Below are 18,756 nucleotides of genomic sequence, written 5' to 3' on the forward strand. Positions count from 1 at the left end.
GACTCACCTCTCGGTCTTGCCCTCGCTCTCCCCGTCGCCGTCCTCCCGTTTCCGGTCGTCACTGTCCTTCCGACCTTCGTCGTTCTCCCGTCCCTCGTGCCCCTTTCGTTCTGCGTCGTTACCCTCGCTCTCCTCGTCCTCTCGGTACTCTATCTCCTCGTCGAGCGTGGCGAGAAAGTCTGGTGGCGCGTCTTCGTTCCGGCGTCGCCACCGGTGTATGTCGTACCAGTGGCTGAGGCTCGCCACCGCGAACAAGGCTACGATGAGCGCGGCCACGGCGACCGGGGGCAAGCCGTCGAACGGCGGAACGTCGTATCGGGCTAGTCCGAGCAGACCTATCGAGAGCGCGGTCAGCGCGAGATACACCTTGGGCCACGCTACCCGCGTCCGTCTTGGTTCGCGGGCCATCGTCTGTGAGGCAGGGCACGTCCGGCACCGGGTGGTCTCGCCGGTCGGCTGACTTCCTGCCGTACTGATTTGGCAGTCGGCGCTACTTTGTTATTCACCTCGCTCCGGACTTCGTTGTCGAGATAATCTACGAAACGCAGAACGGCAGGATGGCGCTGCGCGCGGGTTTCGAATCTTGCGGCCGGAAACGCGCACACTCAAGTACCGACGTGCGAAAGCTATCGAGGTTACCCGGAACGTCGCGAGCGGTAACGAGAATTACCAGATATTACGCCGACGGCGCGCTGGTCAGGTCGCCCGCCTTGGCGCGAGACTGTTCAACGATAGACGGCCGGGCCTCGAAGTCCACGACCACCTCGTCGTTGGCGTAGGTCACGTCGTTGACCCGCGCGTGGTCGTGGACCCACGAGACGACGCTCATCGTCCCGTCTTTCATCGGAAGGACGAGTCGCTCGCGCTCCCAGTCGGGGAGTTCCGCGTCGATGCGCTCGCGCAGTCCGGTCAGGTTTATCTGCTCCTTGCCCGAGACCGCGATGGGATTGGGCGCGAGCGCCGAGAGGGCCTCGGTCTTCTCGCGGAGGTCCTCCTCGCCCACGGCGTCGATTTTGTTCAGCACCGTCACGATGGGGGCCTCGTTGCGCTCGTAGAGGGTGTCGTGGCTGGTGATGAGTTTCTCCCGTATCTCCTCGATGGGTTCGCTCACGTCCACCACGAGCATCACGAGGTCGGCGTAGTACACCGCGTCGAGGGTGGACTTGAACGACTCGACCAGCCAGTGGGGCAAGTCGCTGATGAACCCCACCGTGTCGGTGAGGAGCACGTCGCGGCGCTCCATGTCCATCTTCCGGGTCGTCGTGCCGAGCGTCGTAAAGAGGCGGTCCTGTGCTTCCGCAGTCGTGTCGAGGTCGGGATGTAACTCCTCGTTCTCACCGAGTTCGAGGTCCTCGGCGAGGCTCTGCATCAGCGTGGACTTCCCGGCGTTGGTGTAACCCGCCATCGCCACGAGGTCGAACCCCGACTCCCTGCGGCGGTCCCGGCGGTCGGCCTCGGTCCGGGCGATGGAGTCGAGTTCGTCCTTGATGCGGGAGATCTGGTTTTTGATGTCCTGCTCCCGGCTCTCGTCGTACTCGCCCAGTCCCATGAACCCCGGTCGCTCGTCGCGCTTGGCGAGACTGGTCTTGGCCTCGGCGCGCGGGAGTTCGTACCGGAGTTCGGCCAGTTCGACCTGCAACTGGGCCTTCCGGGTCTGGGCGCGCTGGCCGAAGATTTCGAGGATGAGCCTGAACCGGTCGATGACCCTGGTCTCCTCGGGGAACTTCCGGCCGAGGTTGAACGTCTGATACGGGCCGAGTTCGTTGTCGAAGATCACCACGTCGGCCCCGGTCTCGGCGACTTCGCGACCGATTTCGGCGGCTTTCCCTTCGCCGACCTGTAGCGCGGGGTCCTCCTTGCGTGATTGTGTGAACTCGGCCGCGACCTCGTAACCCGCCGCGCGGGCGAGGTCGCGTATCTCTTCGGTGTCTGGCGTGCCGGAATCGACTCGCTTGACGATTATCGCTTTCATATGAACAGTTTTCGGGCGGCGTACGCGGCGTGGTGTGCGGCTTGCACGGTCTTACGTTCGGCTATACTCTCGATGTACTTGAAATCCGGGCCGAGGAACTGCTCGACCTTGACTTCCGGTTCTTCGTAGAACTCGCCTCGCTCGGCGACCACCGGGCCGTCCGGCGGTTCGGGCAGTTCGGCTACCGCGTCGGCGATGACGCTCGCGGCGTTCTCGAAGGTCGGCGCGTTCCGACTGACGGCGAAGCCCATTCCTTCCACGTTCCGGAGTCGCGTCGTGCCGACGCTGGCGTAGACGGCTGCGGCTACCATGAGGTACTCGCCGGACTCCTCGTGGCGGCCGCTGATATCGACGCCGACGACGCTAGCCTCGCCGGGCCTCCACCTCGGTTGCCGCACCCACGGTGCCCATAATCGCGTATACGACGTCATCCCTTTTCAATTGTCGGACCGGTCGGAAGCCGGCCGACCGTCCCGTAATTGCGGAATTTATAAGTACGGTTGCCGGGTTCAATTGAGGTATGTGTACGCCAGCGAGGGGTCAGACGTCGTTCCGCTCCGACGTCTCCGTCGCGGCATCAGTTCGTGTAGCCCCCGCAGAGGGGCCTCTACTTCATTCTCGGTGATTTCTGACGCGGTGTTTTCGGACGTTACGTGCTCCAACCGACTATCGACTCGTAAAAATGACTACAGACGAACGAAGCCAAGCGGAGACGACCTGGAACGGACAGTACGAACCGGCGGACGTCGAATCGAAGTGGCAACGACGCTGGGTCGAAGAGGGGACCTATCGCTACGACGAGACCGTCGACCCGAACACGGTCTTCAGCATCGACACGCCGCCGCCGACCGTCTCGGGGAACCTCCACATCGGCCACCTCTACCAGTTCACGCTCCAGGACTTCGTGGCCCGATTCAACCGGATGCGAAACGACGAGGTGTTCTTCCCGATGGGCTACGACGACAACGGTATCGCCTCCGAGCGACTCACCGAACAGGAACTCGGCATTCGACATCAGGAGTTCGACCGACCGACGTTTCAGGAGAAGTGTCGGGAGGTATGTCGGGAGTACGAGCAGAACTTCACCGAGAACGTCCAGTCGCTGGCCATCTCGGTCGACTGGGACAACACCTACAAGACCATCGAACCCCGCGTCCAGCGACTCTCGCAGTTGTCGTTCGTGGACCTCTACGAGAAAGGACGGGAGTATCGCCAGACCGCACCGGCCATCTGGTGTCCGGACTGCGAGACCGCCATCTCGCAGGTCGAAACCGAGGACGCCCAGCGCGACACCCACTTCAACGACATCAGTTTCGAGTTGGTCGACCACGACGACCGCGACCGAATCACCGTCTCGACCACTCGCCCGGAGTTGTTGCCCGCCTGCGTCGCCGTCTTCGTCCACCCCGACGACGAGGAGCGTGCGGACCTGGTGGGGAAGACGGCCCGCGTCCCGTTGTTCGGTCACGAGGTCACGATTCGAGAAGACGAACGAGTCGAGAGGGACCAAGGGACCGGTATCGTGATGTCCTGTACGTTCGGCGACCAGACCGACATCGAGTGGTACCAGGCGCACGACCTGCCGCTCCGGGTCGCAATCGACGAGTCCGGAACGATGACGGCCGACGCGGGCCCCTACGAGGGTCTGTCGACTCGGGGGGCCCGAGAGGCCATCGTGGCGGACCTGGACGACGAGGGGCACCTGGAGGACCGACGGTCGATTACGCACGCGGTGAAGGTCCACGAGCGTTGTGAGACCGACATCGAGTTCCGAGTGACCGACCAGTGGTACGTCGAGGTCCTCGACAAGACCGACGAGTACCTCGAAATCGGACGAGAGATGGAGTGGTACCCCGAGAAGATGTTCACCCGGTACAGGCACTGGGTCGAAGGTCTCGAATGGGACTGGTGTATCTCCCGCCAGCGCGACTCGGGCATCCCGTTCCCCGTCTGGTACTGCGAGGAGTGCGACGAGACGATACTCGCCGAGAAAGCCGAACTCCCGGTCGACCCGCTCACCGCCGACCCGCCCGTGGACGCCTGCCCCGAGTGCGGACACGACGAGTTCGACCCCGAGCAGGACGTCTTCGACACGTGGGCCACGTCGTCGCTGACGCCGCTCGTCAACTCCGGATGGGACTGGGACGAGGAGACGGCGGAGTTCTCGTTCGACCGCCCCGAGTTGTACCCCATGGACCTGCGCCCGCAGGGCCACGACATCATCACGTTCTGGCTGTTCAACACGATCATCAAGTGTTACGAGCACACCGGCGAGGTGCCGTTCGATTCGGTGATGATAAACGGGATGGTCCTCGACGAGAACCACGAAGCCATGTCCAAGTCCAAGGGGAACGTCGTCGAACCCGACGAGGTGCTGTCGGAGTTCCCCGTCGACGCCGCGCGCTACTGGGCCGCCGGCACCTCCATCGGCGACGACTTCCCGTTCAGCGAGAACGACCTCGTGACGGGGCGGAAGTTGCTCCAGAAACTGTGGAACGCCTCGAAACTCGTCACGTCCATCAGCGACTCGTCGCCCGACGAACCCGCCGAACTCGACCCGATCGACGAGTGGTTGCTCGCGTCGCTCGACGAGGTGGTCGCGGAGGTGACGACCCACTTCGAGAGCTACGCCTTCTCGAAGGCCCGTGACGCGCTCCGTCAGTTCTTCTGGCACACGTTCTGCGACGACTACCTCGAAATCGCCAAGCACCGCGACTCGGCGTCCACGGAGTACGCGCTCCGTACGGCCCATCGACGGTTGCTCAAACTGTTCGCGCCGTACCTCCCGCACGTCACCGAGGAGCTATGGCGGAAGTCCTACGGCGACGCGTCGATTCACCGGGAAGAGTGGCCCGAACCGACGGGGTACGAGGCCGACCGCGACGCTGGCGAAACCGCCATGGAGGTCATCGGAGCGCTTCGCCGATACAAGGCCGACAACGACCTCGCGCTGAACGCCGACCTCGATTACGTCGGGGTCTACGGCCACGTCGACGGGTTCGAGGACGCCATCGCCGACACGATGCACGTCGACACGTTCGAGAAACTCCAGTCGCCGCCCGAGACGCGCACCGAAATCGTCGACGTCTCGCTGGACTACTCGATTCTCGGGCCGGAGTACGGGAACGCGGTCGGCGACATCGAAGCGGGCATCGACGCCGACGACTTCGAACTCGCGGACGACGAACTCCACGTGGCGGGCGAGACGCTCGCCCCGGACTCGTTCGAGGTGGAGCGAGAGCGGACCTATCGCGGCGACGGGTCGCTCGTCCAGACCGACGACGTCGTCCTCCTCGTCCGATAGCCTCGGCCGGCGTCTCCGGAACGACACCGGAAACCGACCGTTCGGACCGGTTCGGACTGCGATACATCGCTGCGGATCCGAATTGAATCTTCGCTTCGTCTCGGTTCAACGTCCGAACTGAGGTACCACAAGAATCTTATCCCATCGACGAGGGGTTGGTCGTATGCCCCTCGAAATCGACCCCCAGCAACTCGGACTCGAGTTCGGGTCCGGGGCCGTGGTCGGCGGCGTCATCGGATTCGCCGCCAAGAAGGTCGCAAAACTCATCGCCGTCATCGTCGGTCTCGAACTGGCGCTGTTCAAGTTCCTCGAATCGAGAGGAATCCTGACGGTCGATTGGAACAGGCTCACCGCGGGCGCGGTGAAAGCGGGCGACGCGGCACAGGGCGGCACGCCGCCCTCGTGGGTGACGAGTATCCTCTCGACGCTCTCGGTCGGTGCCGGGTTCACCGGTGGCTTCCTGCTCGGCTTCCGGAAGGGATAGTTTCCACGTCGTACTGTCGGACCGCCTCGCTGCGGTCGAGACGCTCCGCGGCCACGCTCGGAACGAACCGTTCCTTCTTCGACGACCGGTGTCTGACTACTCCGAGGACGCCCAGCGCTGCGACGACGCCGAACAGCGGTCGCTGGACGATCAGGAGGCTGTAGCCGACCGACGCGACAGCGGCCATCCCCGCGAACGCCCAGAGGATACCTCGGCGCTTCCGGTACTCGGCCTCGTGAGCCGCGACGACGTCGCTGGCACGTCCGGCTTCGACCGCCCTGTAGACCGTCTCGCCGTCGGGCTGGTCGTACGCGAGTACGTCTACGAGCGCCATCCTACCGCGTACTGAGTTCGTCTTCGTCCTTGATGATTCGGGTCTCGGCCTCGCCGCTGGTGTGTTCGTTCACGAGGTCGTAGAACTCGTTTTGCATCCCGGCGGGGAACGTGAGGACGCCGACCCACCCGCCGTCGTTCTGCCACTCCTCCCGTTCGAGTTCGCCGAACTGCCGAATCTTGGCCTGCGCGCTCCCGGCGTAGTCGGCGGGAATCTGGACCGCGACCGTCACCTCGTCGAATCGGATGGGGATGACCGGCCGGAGCGCGTCGAGGGCGTCGTCGACCTGCGTCTCGACGGGTTCCATCGGGTCCACCCGGAAGTCCGTCTCCTCCAACGCGGACTCGATGCGCTCCGGCGGGTGCGGCGCGTTGTCCATCTGGGGGTTGACCGCGTTGCGCGTGATGCGGTTGACGAGGTTCCTGTGCTTCTGTTCCTGCATCTCGCGGCGCTGTTCGGCCGTGATCTGGATCTCACCGTCTTTGATGACCTCGGGGATGATTTCGAGGGGGTCGGTCGTGCCGAACACCTCTTCGAGGGCGGTCTCGGCCGGTCGGTCGCCGCGACTCGCGTTCTCGAACACGTCCTCGGCGGCGATGACGTCCTCCAGTTCGCCCTCGAACTCGCCGCGCTTGATTTCGAGCGCCGCGTCGGGGTCTACGAGCACCTCGAACCGTTCGCCGTGAGATTCGAGGCGGGCCGTCACCGCCTCTTCGAGTGGTATCATACGGTACGGTAGTGTCCCCCGTCTAAAATAGTCTTGCCCACTTTTCTTCGTCCAGCGCGTCTGCGCGGATTGGCAGGTGTACGTCGGGGAGTACGTGCGGTAGAGTTATTACGATGGCGTGACACGTTCGATCAACGGCAGGCGACCGATGACCCGCTAACTCCTCCCGACCGGCGCTCGCCCCCGGTCAGTCGTTCGCATCGCTTCCGAACACCACTCACGACAGACAGCCATGAGTCTACCAGCCAGAGACGACGTGAACCCCGAGTACCGATTCGACCTGACGCGCATCTACGAGTCGCCCGTCGACTGGGACGACGCCGCGGCGACGTTGCGGGAGAATATCGAGGTGTTGGAGTCTCGCGCCGACCAGTCGCTCGAAACCGCGGCCGACCTCCGGGCGCTCCTCGAACGCACCGAGGCGTGCTATCGCCGAAAGCAGCGATTGGACCTGTACGCTACGCTATACGAGAACGTCAACACCGAGTCCGCGGCGGCCGACGACCTGCTCCGACGCTTCCGGGACCTCGAAACCGAGTTCGACCCCGTCGTCGCGGCGGTGAAGCGTCGGCTTCGCAGGACCGACGACGAACGCCTCGACGCGTTCGTGGACGAACTGGACGAGTACCGCCGATACGCCGACCGTCTGCGCGAGCAGGCCGACCGGGTCCGGTCGCCCGACGCCGAGGACGCCATCGCGGCCCACGGCGAGGTCCGGTCCGGGCCGACCAGAGTGATTCGCGCCGTCACGACCGAGGACTTCGACCCGCCAGCTATCGAGCGCCCGGACGGCGAGACGGTCGCACTCCGGTACGGTAACTACCGCGACGAACTGTCGCACCCGAATCGGGAGTACCGCCGGAGAGTGTACGAGACCTACCGGGCCGAGATGGACCGCTTCGAGAACGTCCTCTCGCGGGCCTACGCCGAGAAGTTGGCCGCCGCCAGCACCGAGGCCGAGGTCCGGGGGTACGACTCGATTCGGGACCGCGACTTCCGCGGGACCTACCCCGAATCGGGGGGAGAACCGAGTCTGCCTGGGGTCGTCCACGACGCGATGCTCGACGCGGTGCGGGCGAACCTCGGGCCGTATCACCGCGCCCAAGAGGTTCGACGCGAACGCCTCGGCGTCGAGGCGCTTCGGCCGTGGGACCTCTCGGCGTCGGTCGCCGACGCGCCGGACCCCGAGATTCCCTACGAGAAGGCGAAATCGGACGTTCTCGCCGCACTCGCGCCGCTCGGCGACGACTACGTGGCTCGCGCGAGGTCGTTCTTCGAGGAGCGACGCATCGACGTGTTCCCGACCGAAAACAAGCGGACGGACATCCCGGCGTACTGCCCGTCGTCGGCCGCCGACGGCGCGTTCGTGCTGGCGAACTACCGCGAGGACGTGCGCACCGCGTCGTACGTCTGTCACGAACTCGGCCACGCGCTCAACGTCTCGTACCACCGCGAGGGGCCGACTCGATACGCGACCTGTCCCACCGCTATCACCGAGATTCCGTCGATACTCCACGAGATTCTGCTGGCCGAACACTGGCTGGAACGCGGCGGACCGGTCGCGGCCCACGCGAAGAACCGCCTGCTGGAGTGTCTCGGCGGAAACTTCTACGAGTCGGCGATGCACTCGGCGTTCGACCACCGACTCGCCACCGCAGTCGAGGAGGGCGAGAGCCTCTCCGCCGAGCGAATCCGAGACTCGTACGCTGACCTCCTCGCGGAGTTCCGGCCCGAAGTCGCGTACGACGACCGCGCGGGCCGAAACTGGCTCGGTCGGGGCGCACGCGACCCCTACAGCAGTTTCCAGTACGTCCTCGGCGCGACGGGCGCGCTGGTCGTTCGCGACAGACTCCGCGAGGGGAGTCTCACTCCGGCAGAGTTCCGCGACTTCCTCCGGAACACGGGCCGGAGGGACCTGCTCGCGCAGTTCGACCGCCTCGGCATCGACGTGACGAGCGCGGTCCCCTACGAGCGCGCCGCCGAGACCTTCGCGGGGTATCTGGACGAGTTCTGACCCCGCTTCGGAGCGTCCGCTCGCCGTCTTCTACCGCCAGCGCGCAGTTGTCGGTAGTCGACCCTGCGCGCGGTGCTTAACCTCCGGTTCGGCGCGTGCTGGCGCGACCTCGCGGTTCGAGGTCGCGCCACGGTACGCGAGGGACGAGCATCGCAGGCCCGTGGCCGAGAAGCGCAGGCGGGTGGGGAGGTGTGAGGCCCGCAGTTGCGGTGCGGATATGGTTGGCTCGAGGAGTAGATAGCTTCCGCTCCTCTCTCACGGTAGCCGTGCGTCACTCGATGAGACCACTCGGTTCACCGAAATCGACCTCAGCAAACGACTTCCAGCAATCGTACCGTGGGCAACGTTGTCCTCTACTAAGAACTCCAATATACCCATTAAAGAAATAAATACCTGTACAAAGGACAACTAAAACTCCGTCACTCCTCTTCCGGCGCGAACTCGACCAACGTCAAATCGCGGTCCAGCATGCAGTAGTCGTGCGGCGGGTCGCCCACTATCTCGGCGATCTGGTAGTCCTCGTCGAACTCCGCGCCCGCGGGTTCGCAGAACTCGTGGCTCGGGCACTCGGTGTGGGGGCACGGTCCCGCGAGTTCGGCCTTGCTTCCGGCGTAGGCGTTCTTCGCCGGGACGTTGGCCTTCATGCCGACCGGTTCGACCTCGACCGCCGTGACGCCGGTATCGTGGACGCCGCAGTCGAGTGTCTGTGCGCCGTCGCGCACGTCGTTGACGCGGTAGCGCACGCCCTCCGAGAGATTCAGGCACTGGTCGCGGTACGGACAACCGTCGCAGGCCGAGGCTTCGCCCTGATAGACGAACTCCTGTCCGGGTTCTGCGAGGCGGGTTCCGATGAGGGTGATGGATGACATGGAAACGGATACGCGGGCCTCCGGGTTAAGACTCTCGTCCTGTCGTTTCGGGTTGGAGTCGTGGAGAGAAGCGTCTCGAACGGACCTGCTACCGCCGTAGAAGTCACACGGTGAAGAACGGGTAGAAAGCCCCCGCCCGCTCGCGGCGCGAAGCGCCGCGCACTGCTCGCGTGACCGGCCCCTTTCGGTCCGCCGGAAGACGAACCGCGTCTTCCGAGCCCTCGTTCGCTTCGCTCACGAGGGCACCCAGACTGTCGGTCGTCGCACCGAGCGCCCGCAGGTCGTTTCGTTCGGCCGAGCGTTCGCTACTCACCGGTCAACTCGTCCAGTTCGTCCAGATACTCGTCGCGCGGGACCTGATACGCGTCGCGGTGGTCGAGTTCGCCGCGGGTGAACTCCCCGGCGAGTTCGCGGGCACCTGTCAGTGCGTCCTCGCGGGTGTCGTACGTGCGTGCGGGGACTAACTCCACCTCGGGTTCGAGGAAGAACTCGACGCGCCAGACCTTCGTCGTCCCGTATTCGGCCTCCGCGGCCGGGCGGTTGGGCGCGCCCGCGGCGACGTACAGCGTCGGCATACACGCCGCGGGGAACTGGTCGGCGTCGAACACGTCCGGACGGTACGCGAGGATTCGCCGCCCGCCGGGTTCGTCGTTCCAGACCGTCCATCCGTCCGGGAGGTTCGCGTCGCTCGAACCGTCCTCCGGCGGGTCGGCGTCGTCCGGCGAGTCGCGGCCTGCCGAGTCGCGGGTCGGCGCTTCGTCCGCCGATGGGTCGCCATCGCTCATGGTCGTCGGTTCGGCCCTGTCGGATAAGGCCCTGCCGGTCGCGTGCTGGCGACTGGGGCCCGCTCGCTCACTTCAACTTAAAGGTGGTTTATGGTACCTGTTATCATCCAATAGCCGACGCCACTCACCCCCTCCAGTCGTCGGTGTTCAATGGATTTAATTTATACTATATAGAAAACGAGTCGAGCCAACAGTTATATATCGCTTCATCTCATCCATTAAATAGTATCGGTGGTAGCAACCCACGCGGTACGCGGTCACACCTAACAAAATCCCATCACGACCGTACGAGTCCGTCGCCCGCTGTCGCGTCGTCGCCGTAAATGGGGTGGGGATGGCACGCACATGAACGGCCAGCAAGATGGCGTCTCGCGCGGGCGAGACCGAAGAACCTTCAGAAGAGGACGTGACACCGGCAGCCTAGCTAGAAGTTATCAGTTGCCAAACCAGCCGTCACACCTTTGTGCGTGTACGTCTACCACATATTTCGACCGCAAATTCCCGAACCACCGGTCGGCCGTTTGCGTCCTCGCTCTCTCCCAACGAAACACGTGATACGATGACAGAAACACTGGAAGAACTCAGCCAGCGCTACCAAGAATCGATGCCCGAAGACCTCCGGGAGACCAAGTCGTTCGACTGGTATCTCGACGCGGTGTACGACGACCCCAAAATCGCCCGGAGCGCCCACCAGCGGGTGGCGGACATGTTCGACTACTACGGCACCGAGTACGACGAGGAGGCCGGAGTGGTCGAGTACCTGCTCGCCTCCGAAGACCCGCTTCACGACGGCGAGAACACCTTCTACGGCCACGAGATTCACCGCGCCATCCACGAGTTCGTCAACAAGGTCAAGTCCGGCGCGCGCGGACTCGGGCCGGAGAAGCGTATCAAACTCCTGCTCGGTCCGGTGGGGTCGGGGAAGTCCGACTTCGACCGGCAGGTCCGGACCTACTTCGAGGACTACACCCTCAGCGACGAGGGTCGGATGTACACCTACAAGTGGACCAACCTCTGTGACGTGATCCACGACCAGGACCCGGCCGACGACACGGTTCGGTCGCCGATGAATCAGGACCCGCTCGTCCTGCTTCCGCTCGACCAGCGCCAGCGAGTCATCGACGACCTGAACGAGAATCTGGACGCGCCCTACACCATCCAGAACGAGCAGTCGTTAGACCCCGCGTCGGCGTTCTACATGGACGAACTGCTGGCCCACTACGACGACGACATCCAGCAGGTGCTGGAGAACCACGTCGAAGTCATCCGACTCACGGCCGACGAGAACAAGCGCCAGGCCGTCGAGACGTTCGAGCCGAAGGACAAGAAGAACCAGGACGAGACCGAGTTGACCGGCGACGTCAACTACTCGAAGATCGCCATCTACGGCGAGTCCGACCCGCGAGCGTTCGACTACTCGGGCGCGTTCTGTAACGCCAACCGGGGCATCTTCTCCGGCGAAGAGTTACTCAAACTCCAGCGCGAGTTCCTGTACGACTTCCTCCACGCCACGCAGGAACAGACGATCAAGCCCAAGAACAACCCGCGAATCGACATCGACCAGGTCATCGTCGGCCGGACGAACATGCCCGAGTACCGGGACAAGAAGGGCGACGAGAAGATGGAGGCGTTCAACGACCGGACCAAGCGCATCGACTTCCCGTACGTCCTGGAATACGACGAGGAGGCCCAGATATACCGGAAGATGCTCGGCAACGCCGACGTGCCCGACGTCCACATCGAGCCCCACACCCTCGAAATGGCCGGACTCTTCGGCGTCCTGACTCGCATCGAGGACCCCGACTCCGAAACCGTCGACCTGATGCAGAAGGTCAAGGCCTACAACGGCGAGATCAAAGACGGGGAGGACGTGGACGTGAAGAAACTCCGCGAGGAGGGCGAGGAGAACGCCGACATCGGCGAGGGCATGGAGGGCGTCTCGGCCCGGTTCATCGGCGACGAGATCGCGGAGGCCATCATGAACTCGACCCACCGCGACAAGGGATTCCTCAGTCCGCTCTCGGTGTTCAACCACTTCGAGGAGAACCTCGAAAACCACGGCTCCATCCCCGAGGAGAACTTCGAGACCTACTACCGGTACCTCGAGATGGTCCGCGAGGAGTACAAGGACCGCGCTATCGAGGACGTGCGCCACGCGCTGGCCTACGACATCGAGGAGATCCAGCGCCAGGGCGAGAAGTACATGGACCACGTCATGGCGTACATCGACGACGACACCGTCGAGGACGAACTCACGGGACGCGAGCAGGAACCCGACGAGAGTTTCCTCCGGGCGGTCGAGGAGAAACTCGACATCCCGCGCGACCGGAAGAACGACTTCCGGCAGGAAGTGAGCAACTGGGTCTCGCGGCGCGCCCGCGAGGGGTCGCCGTTCGACCCGCAGGACAACGATCGCCTCCGCCGCGCGCTCGAACGCAAGCTCTGGGAGGACAAGAAGCACAACATCAACTTCTCGGCGCTGGTGTCGTCCAACGAGATGGACGACGACGAGCAGAACGCCTGGATAGAGGCGCTCGTCGACCAGGGCTACTCCCGCGAGGGCGCGAAGGAGGTGCTGGAGTTCGCCGGCGCAGAAGTCGCCCGAGCGGAGATGGAGGACTAACCGTGGCGACCGGCCACGACGACGGGTCGAGAGGCCGCGACGAGTTCCCGGACGGCGAGGACGCCGACGGTCAGAAGTTCATCGAAGCGGCCGACCGCGAACTCCGGGAGACCTACGAGGAGCCAAAGAGCCTCTCGGAGTTCGTAGACGAGGCGTTCCGGAACCCCACCGTCGCGGCCCACGCGAGCAAGTATCTCCTCGAAGCCATCGAGTCGATGGGTACCCGGACCGTCATCGAGGAGGGCGAGGAGAAACAGCGGTATCGCTTCTTCGACGACCCCGCCAACGACGGCGAACACGCCATCCTCGGGAACACGGAGGTCCTGAACGCCTTCGTGGACGACCTCCGGTCCATCGCGGCCGAGCGCGGCAAGGCCGAGAAGATAATCTGGTTCGACGGGCCGACCGCGACCGGCAAGTCCGAACTCAAGCGATGTCTCGTCAACGGGCTTCGGGAGTTCTCGAAGACCGAGGAGGGTCGCCGATACACCATCGAGTGGAACATCGCCAGCGCGACCGACGCACGGGGGCTGAGCTACGGCGAGGAACGGGCGGCCGCCGACGAGGAGAACTGGTTCCCGAGTCCGGTGCAGGCCAACCCCCTCACGGTGTTCCCCGAGGAGGTCCGCGAGAACGTCCTCGCGCAGGTCAACGAGAACGTCTCGGACCACATCGACCTGAAGGTCGATAGCAAACTCGACCCCTTCAGCCGCGAGGCCTACGACTACCTCGAAGAGCAGTACCGCCGGACCGGCGAAGAGGACCTGTTTTCGGCAATCACCGACCCGAACCACCTCCGAGTGAAGAACTACGTGGTGGACATCGGTCACGGCATCGGAGTCCTCCACTCGGAGGACTCCGGGCCGCCCAAGGAGCGACTCGTCGGGTCGTGGATGCGCGGGATGTTGCAGGAACTCGACTCGCGGGGCCGGAAGAACCCACAGGCGTTCAGCTACGACGGCGTCCTCTCGCAGGGCAACGGCCTGCTGACCATCGTGGAGGACGCGGCCCAGCACGCCGACCTGCTCCAGAAACTGCTCAACGTGCCCGACGAGAAGACGGTCAAGTTGGACAAGGGCATCCAGATGGACATCGACACCCAACTGCTCATCATCTCGAACCCCGACCTGGAGGCCCAACTCAACCAGCACGCCGACGCGGGCGGCGCTGACCCACTGAAGGCGCTCAAGCGCCGACTCGACCGGCGGCGGTTCAAGTACCTCACGAACCTGAGTCTGGAGGCCGAACTCATCCGCCGGGAACTGACCAACGAGACCGACGTGTGGAAGGCCGAGAGCTACGACGAACTCGAAAATCTGATTCGGGAACCCCTCTCGGTCCGCGTCCGGCAGGAGGACCACGGGGCCGGCGTGAGCCAGCGTGAACTCGCACCGCACGCCATCGAGGCCGCGGCGCTCTACAGCGTCGTGACCCGACTCGACGGCGAGGACGTGCCCGCGGGACTCGACTTGGTGGACAAAGCCAAACTGTTCGACCGGGGGTACCTGCTCGACGGCGACGACCGCCTCGACAAGGACGACTTCGAGTTCGCCGACGACGCAGAGGACGGCGAGCAGGGCATCCCCGTGACCTACACCCGTGACGTAATCGCCGACCTGCTCAACGACGAGAGCGACCGCGCTCACGCCGAGTACGCGGTCGAGGAGGTCATCATGCCCCGCGACATCCTGAACGCGATGGCCGAGGACCTGACGGGCGCGCCCGTCTTCTCGACGGCCGAGCGCACCGAGTACGAGAACCGACTCGTGCCGGTCAAGAACCACATCTTCCAGCAACAGGAGGAGGACGTACTCGACGCGATGATGCGCGACAAGCGGGTGGATGAGGAGACCGTCGAGGAGTACATCGAACACGTCTACGCGTGGGCGACCGACGAGCAGGTCGAGAACGACCGCGGCGAGCGAGTCGACCCCGACGCGCTCAAGATGAAGGTGTTCGAGACCGACCACCTCGGCCGGTTCTCGCCCGAGAGCTACGGGGCCGACCACGGACCCTCCCCGGCGGTCGAGGAGTTCCGACGCAACAAGGTCATCACGGCGCTCAACCGCCACGCGTGGGAGAACCGCGACGAGGACTTCTCGGTATCGGACATCGATCCCAAGGAGATTCCCGTCATCAAGACGGTGCTGGCGAACTACGACTGGGACGACGTGCGTCGGGTGTACGAGGACTTCGACCCCAACCAGTGGGCCGACCCGCCGAGCAACACCGAGACGGCCGCACTGAAGGCCGAGACGGTGTCGAACCTGGTCGAGATGTTCGGCTACACCGAGGCGTCGGCCGAACTGACCAGCCAACACGTCATGGATCAGGTGAGCTACAAATGGGACTGAGAGAGGACGTTGAGCGGTACCGCGAAGTCGGCGAGGACAAGCGCCAAGACCTCGCGGACTTCATCCAGTACGGCGACCTCGGCCAGAGCCTCCCCGACGAGATAAACATCCCCATCAAGATCGTGGACCTGCCGGAGTTCGCCTACGACCAGATGGACAAGGGCGGCATCGGTCAGGGCGACCCCGACGTGGGCGACCCGGTGGGCGAGCCACAGCCACAACCCGGCGACGGCGACGAAGAGGGCGACCCGGGCGACGAGTCGGGCGAACACGACTACTACGAGATGGACCCCGAGGAGTTCGCCGAGGAACTGGACGACGAGTTGGGGCTGGATCTAGAGCCGAAGGGCAAGGAGGTCATCGAGGAGAAGGAAGGCGACTTCACCGACATGACCCGGACCGGCCCCGACTCCACCCTCGACTTCGAGCGCATGTTCAAGGAGGGGTTGAAGCGAAAGCTGGCGATGGACTTCGACCCCGACTTCCTCGAAGAGGTGCTGAAAATCGACGGGTGGGGACCGGACAGGACGTTCGACTGGGCGCGGGAGAACTCCATCAACGTCTCGAAACACTGGCTCGAAGAGGCCTACAGCCGGATTCCCGACGACGAGAAGACGACGTGGGACTCCATCGAGGAGGTAGAGGAGAACGTCACTCGCCGGAGCACGGCCCAGAAAATCAAGGAGGAGGGAATCACCCACGTCCCCTTCCGGAAGGAGGACGAACGCTATCGCTACCCCGAAATCATCGAGGAGCGCGAGAAGAACGTGGTCGTCGTCAACATCCGGGACGTGTCGGGGTCGATGCGCGAGAAGAAGCGCGAGCTGGTCGAGCGAACCTTCACGCCGCTGGACTGGTATCTGACCGGTAAGTACGACAACGCGGAGTTCGTCTACATCGCCCACGACGCCGAGGCGTGGGAGGTCGAACGCGACGAGTTCTTCGGCATCCGGTCGGGCGGCGGGACCAAGATCTCGTCGGCGTACGAACTCGCCGCGGCGATTCTGGACGAGCGCTACCCGTGGACCGACTGGAACCGTTACGTGTTCGCGGCGGGCGACAGCGAGAACTCGCGGAACGACACCAGCGAGAACGTCGTGCCGCTGATGGAGGAGATTCCGGCGAACCTCCACGCCTACGTCGAGACCCAACCCGACGGGAAGGCCATCAACGCGACCCACGCCGAAGAGGTCGAGGAACACTTCGGCGAGTCGTCGGAGGTGGCGGTCAGCTACGTCAACAGTCCGGAGGACGTGACCGACGCCATCTACGAAATCCTGAGTACGGAGGCCGAATCATGAGAGAACGACCCCGAACCAAGCAGGCGGCGGAACCGCTTCAGGAACCGGCCGAGGAGGCCCGGAATCTGGCCCACAAGCTGGGTCTCGACCCCTACGACGTGAACTACTGGGTGGTCGATTACGACGAGATGAACGAACTCATCGCGTACAACGGGTTCCAGGAGCGATATCCCCACTGGCGGTGGGGGATGCAGTACGACCGCCAGCAGAAGCAGGGCCAGTACACCGGCGGGAAGGCGTTCGAGATCGTCATCAACGACGACCCCTCTCACGCCTTCCTGCAGGAGTCCAACGCTATCGCCGACCAGAAGGCGGTCATCACCCACGTCGAGGCCCACGCCGACTTCTTCGCCAAGAACCGGTGGTACCGGATGTTCGCCGACGAGTTGGACGCCGCGGCGATGCTGGAGCGCCACGCCCGGCGCATCGAGGAGTACATGGCCGACCCCGAAATCGACCGCGAGGCGGTCGAAGAGTGGATAGACAGCGTGCTGTGTCTGGAGGACAACATCGACCAGCACGAACCGTTCAAGCGCCAGTTCGAGCGCAAGGACGACGACGAGGACGACCTCGGCGACGACGAGTTGGCAGAGAAGCTAGACGAGATGGACCTATCGGACGAGGTGAAACAGCAGGTGTTCGACGAGGAGTGGATGGACGAGCAGGCCGACGCCGCGGAGTTGGAGGAACCCGAGAAGGACGTGCTGGCGTTCCTCCGGGACCACGGCAAGGCCTACGACGACGAGTCGGGCAAGGCCGAGGAAATGACCGAGTGGCAGAAGGAGATTCTGGAGATGCTCCGGGCCGAATCGTACTACTTCGCGGCCCAGAAGCTCACGAAGGTGATGAACGAGGGGTGGGCCGCCTACTGGGAGTCGATGATGATGGGCGAGGAGGCGTTCGCGGGCGACGACGAGTTCCTGAGCTACGCCGACCACCAAGCGAGAGTCCTCAACTCGCCCGGTCTCAACCCCTACCAGCTCGGCAAGGAGCTCTGGGAGTACATCGAGAACACCGAGAACCGCCGGGAGGTGGCCCGAAAGCTCCTGCGCGTCGAGGGAATCACGTGGCGCAACTTCCACGACACGGTGAACTTCGAGCAGGTGCAGGACCTGCTCGCGCCCGACCCAAGAATCGACGCCGTAGACCCCGAGAACCTGGACGAGTTGGACTCCCTCGTGCCGGAGAAGGTAGACGGCGAGAGTCTGGAGCGAGCGAAGGACGGCGAGATAGACGTGGTGCGGTACCCGTGGAAGCTACTGACCTACGACGGCCTCGCGGAGCGCCACTTCTCGCTGTGCAAGCGCCAGAACCGCGGGTTCATCCGGTCGGTCTCCCAACAGGACCTGGAGCAGTTCGCGCGCTACATCGTGGACGACGCCCGGTACGACTCGGTCGAGGAGGCGCTCGCGGACGTGGACTACACCACCGGCTGGGACAAGATGCGGGAAGTCCGCGAGAGCAACAACGACGTGACCTTCCTCGACAGCTATCTGACTCAGGAGTTCGTCAACGACAACCAGTACTTCACCTACGAGTTCAGTCAGACCACGGGCGACTACCGGGTCGCCAGCACGGACTACGAGGACGTGAAGAAGAAACTGATGCTCCAGTTCACCAACTTCGGCAAGCCGACCATCGCGGTGTACGACGGCAACTACAACAATCGCAACGAGTTGCTCCTCGGCCACCACTACAACGGCGTGATGCTCGACATCGAGCAGGCCAAGCGCACCCTGGAGCGCGTGTTCGACCTCTGGGGCCGTCCGGTGAACCTCAAGACCATCGTGAAGGAGGTGGACGATAGGGACGCCGAAATCGCACGGCGGCGTGACCGCGAACCCGAACCCGAGGAGGTCGGGAAACTCCTGCGATACGACGGCGAGCAGTTCACGATGGAGGACCTGCCGTGGAACGAAGTCGAGGACATCGCGGCGACCGAAGTCGATTACGACACCAAGCCGGAAGACTGGCTAGCGTAATCGAGAT

Annotated in this window: 15 protein-coding genes; 7 read left to right on the top strand and 8 right to left on the bottom strand. The window is 64.0% G+C overall.

What is annotated here, in order from left to right:
* Positions 1-3: 3 nt before the first annotated feature.
* From E2484_RS22100 to E2484_RS22110, 3 genes are all read right to left on the bottom strand, one after another.
* Positions 4-408, bottom strand: a complete 405-nt coding sequence (locus E2484_RS22100; RefSeq protein ID WP_137287360.1) for a DUF202 domain-containing protein — start codon at positions 406-408, stop codon at positions 4-6.
* A 268-nt stretch (positions 409-676) separates the two neighbouring features.
* On the bottom strand, positions 677-1,972 hold the full coding sequence (gene hflX / locus E2484_RS22105; protein ID WP_137287361.1) for a GTPase HflX: 1,296 nt from the start codon (positions 1,970-1,972) through the stop codon (positions 677-679).
* Positions 1,969-2,370 carry a DUF2209 family protein gene (locus E2484_RS22110; RefSeq protein WP_321112964.1) on the bottom strand — a complete coding sequence of 134 codons (402 nt, stop codon included), beginning with the start codon at positions 2,368-2,370 and terminating at the stop codon, positions 1,969-1,971. Before E2484_RS22110 ends, hflX begins: the two co-directional genes overlap by 4 nt.
* A 284-nt stretch (positions 2,371-2,654) precedes the next feature.
* Here E2484_RS22110 and E2484_RS22115 point away from each other — a divergent pair, with 284 nt between their 5' ends.
* Together E2484_RS22115 and E2484_RS22120 are read left to right on the top strand one after the other, a co-directional pair.
* The gene (locus tag E2484_RS22115; protein WP_137287363.1) at positions 2,655-5,276 is read left to right on the top strand and encodes a valine--tRNA ligase; all 2,622 of its coding nucleotides are present in this window, start codon (positions 2,655-2,657) and stop codon (positions 5,274-5,276) included.
* Positions 5,277-5,439: 163 nt separating this feature from the next.
* Positions 5,440-5,760, top strand: coding sequence for an FUN14 domain-containing protein (locus tag E2484_RS22120; protein ID WP_137287364.1), 321 nt, complete (start codon positions 5,440-5,442; stop codon positions 5,758-5,760).
* On the opposite strand, the gene E2484_RS22125 is transcribed toward E2484_RS22120, so the two are convergent.
* Both E2484_RS22125 and E2484_RS22130 read right to left on the bottom strand, forming a co-directional pair.
* Entirely contained in the window at positions 5,723-6,094 is a 372-nt protein-coding gene (locus E2484_RS22125) for a hypothetical protein (RefSeq protein WP_137287365.1), read from the bottom strand. The two genes, E2484_RS22120 and E2484_RS22125, sit on opposite strands and share 38 nt — an antisense overlap.
* Before the next feature lies 1 nt (position 6,095).
* Positions 6,096-6,821 (bottom strand): ribosome assembly factor SBDS, encoded by a 726-nt coding sequence (locus E2484_RS22130; protein WP_137287366.1) that lies wholly within the window; start codon positions 6,819-6,821, stop codon positions 6,096-6,098.
* Positions 6,822-7,053: 232 nt separating this feature from the next.
* Between E2484_RS22130 and E2484_RS22135 the strand changes: the two genes are divergently transcribed.
* Positions 7,054-8,835 (top strand): M3 family oligoendopeptidase, encoded by a 1,782-nt coding sequence (locus tag E2484_RS22135; protein ID WP_137287367.1) that lies wholly within the window; start codon positions 7,054-7,056, stop codon positions 8,833-8,835.
* A gap of 419 nt (positions 8,836-9,254) precedes the next feature.
* Here the strand turns inward: E2484_RS22135 and E2484_RS22140 are convergent, their stop codons facing one another.
* The 3 genes from E2484_RS22140 to E2484_RS22150 all read right to left on the bottom strand — a co-directional run bounded on the left by E2484_RS22140 (position 9,255) and on the right by E2484_RS22150 (position 10,489).
* Positions 9,255-9,704, bottom strand: coding sequence for a UPF0179 family protein (locus tag E2484_RS22140; RefSeq protein ID WP_137287368.1), 450 nt, complete (start codon positions 9,702-9,704; stop codon positions 9,255-9,257).
* 103 nt (positions 9,705-9,807) lie between these two features.
* Complete coding sequence (locus E2484_RS22145) at positions 9,808-10,017, bottom strand: hypothetical protein (RefSeq protein WP_137287369.1); 210 nt, start codon at positions 10,015-10,017, stop codon at positions 9,808-9,810.
* Positions 10,010-10,489 carry a DUF5820 family protein gene (locus tag E2484_RS22150; RefSeq protein WP_321112968.1) on the bottom strand — a complete coding sequence of 160 codons (480 nt, stop codon included), beginning with the start codon at positions 10,487-10,489 and terminating at the stop codon, positions 10,010-10,012. The genes E2484_RS22145 and E2484_RS22150 overlap by 8 nt, the downstream gene beginning before the upstream one ends.
* Before the next feature lie 559 nt (positions 10,490-11,048).
* On the opposite strand from E2484_RS22150, the gene E2484_RS22155 reads away from it, so the two are divergent.
* The 4 genes from E2484_RS22155 to E2484_RS22170 all read left to right on the top strand — a co-directional run bounded on the left by E2484_RS22155 (position 11,049) and on the right by E2484_RS22170 (position 18,749).
* A complete protein-coding gene (locus E2484_RS22155; RefSeq protein ID WP_137287370.1) occupies positions 11,049-13,112 on the top strand; it encodes a PrkA family serine protein kinase in 2,064 nt (687 codons plus the stop codon).
* 80 nt (positions 13,113-13,192) lie between these two features.
* Positions 13,193-15,466 carry a PrkA family serine protein kinase gene (locus E2484_RS22160; protein ID WP_321112974.1) on the top strand — a complete coding sequence of 758 codons (2,274 nt, stop codon included), beginning with the start codon at positions 13,193-13,195 and terminating at the stop codon, positions 15,464-15,466.
* The gene (locus E2484_RS22165) at positions 15,457-16,767 is read left to right on the top strand and encodes a YeaH/YhbH family protein (RefSeq protein ID WP_137287372.1); all 1,311 of its coding nucleotides are present in this window, start codon (positions 15,457-15,459) and stop codon (positions 16,765-16,767) included. The genes E2484_RS22160 and E2484_RS22165 overlap by 10 nt, the downstream gene beginning before the upstream one ends.
* A complete protein-coding gene (locus E2484_RS22170; RefSeq protein ID WP_137287373.1) occupies positions 16,764-18,749 on the top strand; it encodes a SpoVR family protein in 1,986 nt (661 codons plus the stop codon). Before E2484_RS22165 ends, E2484_RS22170 begins: the two co-directional genes overlap by 4 nt.
* The last annotated feature ends 7 nt before the right edge of the window (positions 18,750-18,756 follow it).

It is taken from the genome of Halorussus salinisoli (assembly GCA_005239435.1).
GTDB lineage: Archaea > Halobacteriota > Halobacteria > Halobacteriales > Haladaptataceae > Halorussus > Halorussus salinisoli.

Excerpts from the sequence above, each read along its gene's own strand:
- E2484_RS22100 (WP_137287360.1), bottom strand. The coding sequence starts at position 408 with ATGGCCCGCGAACCAAGACGGACGCGGGTAGCGTGGCCCAAGGTGTAT.
- E2484_RS22150 (WP_321112968.1), bottom strand. The coding sequence starts at position 10,489 with ATGAGCGATGGCGACCCATCGGCGGACGAAGCGCCGACCCGCGACTCG.
- E2484_RS22165 (WP_137287372.1), top strand. The coding sequence starts at position 15,457 with ATGGGACTGAGAGAGGACGTTGAGCGGTACCGCGAAGTCGGCGAGGAC.
- E2484_RS22170 (WP_137287373.1), top strand. The coding sequence starts at position 16,764 with ATGAGAGAACGACCCCGAACCAAGCAGGCGGCGGAACCGCTTCAGGAA.
- E2484_RS22120 (WP_137287364.1), top strand. The coding sequence starts at position 5,440 with ATGCCCCTCGAAATCGACCCCCAGCAACTCGGACTCGAGTTCGGGTCC.
- E2484_RS22115 (WP_137287363.1), top strand. The coding sequence starts at position 2,655 with ATGACTACAGACGAACGAAGCCAAGCGGAGACGACCTGGAACGGACAG.
- E2484_RS22155 (WP_137287370.1), top strand. The coding sequence starts at position 11,049 with ATGACAGAAACACTGGAAGAACTCAGCCAGCGCTACCAAGAATCGATG.
- hflX (WP_137287361.1), bottom strand. The coding sequence starts at position 1,972 with ATGAAAGCGATAATCGTCAAGCGAGTCGATTCCGGCACGCCAGACACC.
- E2484_RS22125 (WP_137287365.1), bottom strand. The coding sequence starts at position 6,094 with ATGGCGCTCGTAGACGTACTCGCGTACGACCAGCCCGACGGCGAGACG.
- E2484_RS22140 (WP_137287368.1), bottom strand. The coding sequence starts at position 9,704 with ATGTCATCCATCACCCTCATCGGAACCCGCCTCGCAGAACCCGGACAG.
- E2484_RS22130 (WP_137287366.1), bottom strand. The coding sequence starts at position 6,821 with ATGATACCACTCGAAGAGGCGGTGACGGCCCGCCTCGAATCTCACGGC.
- E2484_RS22135 (WP_137287367.1), top strand. The coding sequence starts at position 7,054 with ATGAGTCTACCAGCCAGAGACGACGTGAACCCCGAGTACCGATTCGAC.